The sequence below is a fragment of the Mesorhizobium sp. M1E.F.Ca.ET.041.01.1.1 genome (assembly GCF_003997355.1).
In the GTDB taxonomy this organism is placed as follows: domain Bacteria; phylum Pseudomonadota; class Alphaproteobacteria; order Rhizobiales; family Rhizobiaceae; genus Mesorhizobium.
Map to the genome: position 1 here is coordinate 1 of NZ_RZSL01000936.1, position 1,581 is coordinate 1,581.

3 protein-coding genes are annotated in these 1,581 nt (G+C 66.4%); all 3 read left to right on the plus strand.

The features are described 5' to 3' along the window. The coding region (locus EOA38_RS36085; RefSeq protein ID WP_127301460.1) for a Maf family protein at window positions 1-430 on the plus strand (430 nt) is incomplete at its 5' end. Then, entirely contained in the window at window positions 423-1,256 is an 834-nt protein-coding gene (locus tag EOA38_RS36090; protein ID WP_127301461.1) for a shikimate dehydrogenase, read from the plus strand. The genes EOA38_RS36085 and EOA38_RS36090, both read left to right, overlap by 8 nt. A gap of 10 nt (window positions 1,257-1,266) precedes the next feature. Beyond that, the coding region (locus tag EOA38_RS36095) for a dephospho-CoA kinase (protein WP_127301462.1) at window positions 1,267-1,581 on the plus strand (315 nt) is incomplete at its 3' end.

Below are 1,581 nucleotides of genomic sequence, written 5' to 3' on the forward strand. Positions count from 1 at the left end.
GGCCAAGGCTACCGAAGTCAGCGAACGCAGGCCTGGCGTCCTGGTGCTCGGCTGCGATCAGACGCTGTCGTTGGGCGACAAGATTTTCCACAAGCCGGCCGACATGGAAGGCGCGCGCAGGCATCTCCTGGCTTTGTCGGGCAAGACGCATCAGCTCAACAGCGCCGCCGTGCTTTGCCGCGACGGCGAGGTGCTGTGGCGGCATGTCGGCGTCGTCAGCCTCACCATGCGCAAGCTCGATCCCGCCTTCATCGGCCGCCACCTGGCGCGCGTCGGCGCCAAGGCCCTGGCAAGCGTCGGCGCCTATCAGGTCGAGGGCGAAGGCATCCAACTCTTCGAGAAGATCGAAGGCGACTATTTCACCATCGTCGGCCTGCCGCTTTTGCCGGTGCTGAAGGAGCTGCGCGCGTTGGGGGCCATCGATGGTTGAGAAAAAGGCTTTCGTCACCGGACATCCGATCGCGCATTCGCGTTCGCCGAAGATCCACGGCTACTGGCTGGCGAAATACGGCATCGACGGCAGCTATCGGGCGATCGATGTCGTGCCGGAGGATTTCGCGGCGTTCCTGAAATCGCTCGGCGAGAATGGCTATCGCGGCGGCAACGTCACCATCCCGCACAAGGAAGCCGCCTTTGCCTTGGTCGAACGCCGCGACGAGGCGGCCGAAGCGATCGGCGCGGTCAACACGCTGTGGCTGGAAGATGGCGTCTTGTGGGGCGGCAACACCGATGGTCTCGGCTTTGCCGGCAATCTCGATGACTACGCTCCGGACTGGGCGGGCAATGGCCCAGCCGTGGTGCTGGGCGCAGGCGGCGCGTCCCGGGCGGTCATCCACGCGCTGAAGGCCCGCGGCATCAAGGACATCCGCATCGTCAACCGCACGCTGGCGAGGGCGCAGGAACTTTCCGACCGCTTCGGCGCCGGTGTTTCCGCGCATGGCGCCGGCGCCGTCGGCGAACTGCTTGCCGATGCCGGCCTGCTCGTCAACACCACGGCTCTCGGCATGCATGGCAACGAGACCCTCGCCGCCGATCCGGCCGGTCTGCCCGATCATGCCATCGTCACCGACATCGTCTATGTGCCGCTGGAGACGCCGCTGTTAGCCGCCGCCAGGGCGCGCGGCCTGAAGACGGTCGATGGTCTCGGCATGCTGCTGCATCAGGCCGTGCCCGGTTTCGAGCGCTGGTTCGGCAAGCGGCCGGAGGTCACGCCCGAGCTGCGGCGCATGATCGTCGCCGACATTGAAGCGCATTGAGATGGCAGCCATGATCGTGCTCGGCCTCACCGGATCGATCGGCATGGGCAAGTCGACCACGGCGAAAATGTTCACTGACGCCGGCGTGCCGGTGCACGATTCCGACGAGACCGTGCATCGTCTTTACTCAGGCAAGGCCGCGCCGCTGGTCGAAGCGGCGTTCCCCGGCACGACGAAAGCGGGCGTGGTCGATCGCGCCAGGCTGGCGGAAAAGGTGTTGGGCGATCCCGCCGCGCTGAAGAAGCTGGAGGCGATCATCCATCCGCTGGTCCGCGCCGACGCCGATGCGTTTCTTGGCCTGCATCGCGCCGCCGGCGCGCCGATC

Bases quoted from the DNA above. Each gene is read 5' to 3' on its own strand.
- EOA38_RS36090 (WP_127301461.1), top strand. From the start codon at position 423: ATGGTTGAGAAAAAGGCTTTCGTCACCGGACATCCGATCGCGCATTCG.